Source organism: Treponema sp., from assembly GCF_017430385.1.
In the GTDB taxonomy this organism is placed as follows: domain Bacteria; phylum Spirochaetota; class Spirochaetia; order Treponematales; family Treponemataceae; genus Treponema_D.
This window is the reverse complement of record NZ_JAFRNB010000148.1, coordinates 1-2872: the sequence shown is the minus strand read 5'-3', so window position 1 is coordinate 2872 and position 2872 is coordinate 1. Positions and strand designations below refer to the sequence as shown.

Here is a 2872-nt window from a genome sequence, read left to right as displayed (position 1 = left end):
GTGCTCTTTGTCAGCCTTCAAGTTCACGACAAATACATTTTCATCATTTTCAAAACCCAAATTTTTGTAGGTTATATTCATGATAAGCGCGAACCATTTTTGATTCGGGCAGCGGAATACGGCAGCGTCATCATAGCGGCCTGATTTAAATGATGACTGAGCTTCACCCGGATTTTTTGGAGCCGCCCAGGGAAAATCAGGCTTACAATTGAACTCAGATTCCAAAAAATGAATGTATTTTTCATGCAAATCAGAAATCTCAAAACAGGCCTGACGAAAATCTTCGACAATCCCCTGAACTTGACTGCGGATTTGTGAGACAAAAGAGCCGTTCGCACTTTCTACATCAAAAAGAGCATATTTTGAATCAGGAAAATCGTCCGCGGACTCATAAACTTCTGCAGTAAATTTTTCATCTTTTACAAGAAGTTTTACATAAAAACCTGTTTCAGAAAGAGACTTTTTGCATATGTAAGCATCGCCGCGTTTTTCAAAACCAAAGGATGCAAACTTAGCATAATCTGGCACGGCGGAACGAAAAATGTAACTGTAGTCCATAATAATTTTTCTCTTAATCCGATATATTTTACCACAGATTTTTTACTTTTTCTTTGGAGTCAAAGGCCTTTTCGGCTGTTTTGGCTTTTTACTGGCAGTCGGCTGCTTTTTGCTTTTGTTTGTCGCATCCATTTTTTTGCCTTCGTCAGTGTTAAAATTCGCTTTCAGATAGAAATTTTCAATCGGCTGGTAGCCCAAAGGAGCGACAAGCTCGTTCCAGTTCTCAGGGAGCTTGATTTCTGTGGTGACGAATCCGCCGCCGGGCATGACCTGCACTTTGTTTCGGTTTGCATCTCCTGTAACAAGGAAGGCCGTGTCGCCTTTGTTCATGGTGGCGATTGTCATAATTTCGTCTTCGGCGATAATCGGCTTGTACCATTCGGGCGTGGGCGTGAGTTTTGCCTGCTCCGCCTCGTCTTTTGCAAGCATTTCGTAATGCTCGTCAAAGGTACGCCGTTTAAACTGCTGGCTTCCTGTGTTCGCCCAGTAGTGAGCGTAGGTGCGGAGTGCAAGCGGGCGGCGGGCGGTCTCAATCAGCGCGTCTTCCAAATCCGATTTTGTCTTGTATTCCTTTGCAAGGTCCTTTGCTACATATTCGGTGATGAAAACGGTGCGCGGAACCTGCGGCTTTGTGTTTCCAAGCCCATTCTGCTGTTTTTCTGTGATGTCGAAGGCCATAAGATTCATGATTTTTTCGGCATCGTCTGTAGCTGGCGTAATGTTGTTTCCCCATGCAAGCGCGCTTCCCGCAGTGATTGTATTCGCGTTCAAATCGAATCCCTGCTGAACATGGTACGGCTTCCATCCGATTTTTACGCAGGCTTCGTCGTCCTCGCTGAATGTGAATGGCGTGAGATAGCCAAAAGAGCCCATGCGGTTTTCCTTGACATAGTAGCCGCCAATGTTAAGCATGGCCAAATCAATGAATCGCCCCAGAGCTTTGTTTGCTTTTTCGCTGATCATTCCCTGCTGATTGTCGATTCCGAGCTGTCGGGCAAGCGGGCCGTTGAGCCATACAAACGGAGTCCAGCCATGAGTTGAGGCAAGGGGTTTTCGCCATTCTCCGTTGTTCATTCCTTGCACGAAGGCTATGCAGACTGGCATAAACTCAGGCGGGACTCCTGCCATTACAGCATTTGCCGCCACCGTGTAAACAGAGCATTCCCGATACGCGAGTGCAAAAGTGCCGAGGACATCGCTTCCCTTAAAGCCTGTGAATTTAAGATACTCCTGAATCTTTTCATCAGTTGGCGGAACAACTGGAAGTCCGTCAGTCCAGCCGTTAATCTGCATGTATTCCTGAATCTCGTCGTAATTTCCGTAGTAGATGATTTCATCGGCCGGCCGTTTTCCTTCAGGAGCATATTTTGCGATTTCTTCTTTTGTAATCTGAGTTGTGAGGGCGGTCTTAATCTGTGGCCAGAGAACTTCCCGTGCATTTTTTTTGAGTTCGTCCGTGGAATGGGAAGCAAAGGCTCCCGGATATTCAGCCGTTCGAAGGACTGGAACGCCGCGGTTTACGCCGGTTGAATGAACCTGAGCCACGAAAGTTGGAGCGGCAACGGTTACGGTCGGAATCCCGATATATTCTGCTGCGATGGAATCTCCAGTTTCTTTTGTGGTGCAAAGTCCGCAGCCACAGTTTCCAACGATTACGGCATCAACTTTAAGTTCTTTGAGTTTTTCCTGAAAAGCCTTTGTTTTCTCTGTCTGCCCGAACACGGAATAAGGACCGGCCTGACCGATGTCGTCAAACATGTAGATTTTAGTTGTGGGGAATTCTTTTTCGATGCAGCGTTTAAGCTCGTTGTGGGTGGTGACTGCCATAAAAGAGCCACCCACAAGCGCGATTGTCTTTCCTTTGAGATTGTCGAGTCTTTTTGCCTGTTTAATCATTGGTACATCGTGATAGCCCACCGGGGAAACGATTGCATAGTTTTCACGACCGTCGTCGGCATACTGGGGAACAAAGCAAACGCCGTCCACACATTCGTCGGGGTTTGTGGAGTATTTTGTTGTTGAAAATAGCGGGGCTCCAAAAAACGCGAGAGCCATTCCTGCAAGAAGAAGTTTTTTCATCATGACCTCCGAACTTTCCTTTCAGGTATTACACATTAAAAACGCGTCTTCCGTGATTTTGTTACATTAGGCAAGGAAAAAACGAAAATCTCAACCAGAAACAAAAACGCCAGCCTTACCTGAAAAAGCAAGACTGGCGTTCATGCACAAGTGCCAGGCTATGGAGCCCCGCGCCAGCGTTCCGTAACGAAGTGTAGGAATGAAGCGCCAGCGGAAGGGCGGAACAGCCGACCTG

2 protein-coding genes are annotated in these 2872 nt (G+C 46.8%); both read right to left on the bottom strand.

Annotated elements, in window-relative coordinates; translation table 11 throughout:
• Positions 1-558: MmcQ/YjbR family DNA-binding protein (locus IJJ71_RS11565; protein WP_296847190.1), on the bottom strand; the 558-nt coding region annotated here is incomplete at its 3' end.
• A gap of 42 nt (positions 559-600) precedes the next feature.
• Positions 601-2637, bottom strand: coding sequence for a UGSC family (seleno)protein (locus tag IJJ71_RS11560; protein WP_296847188.1), 2037 nt, complete (start codon positions 2635-2637; stop codon positions 601-603).
• Positions 2638-2872: the final 235 nt, after the last annotated feature.

Coding starts and splice junctions, on each gene's coding strand:
- IJJ71_RS11560 (WP_296847188.1), bottom strand. CDS start 2,637: ATGAAAAAACTTCTTCTTGCAGGAATGGCTCTCGCGTTTTTTGGAGCC.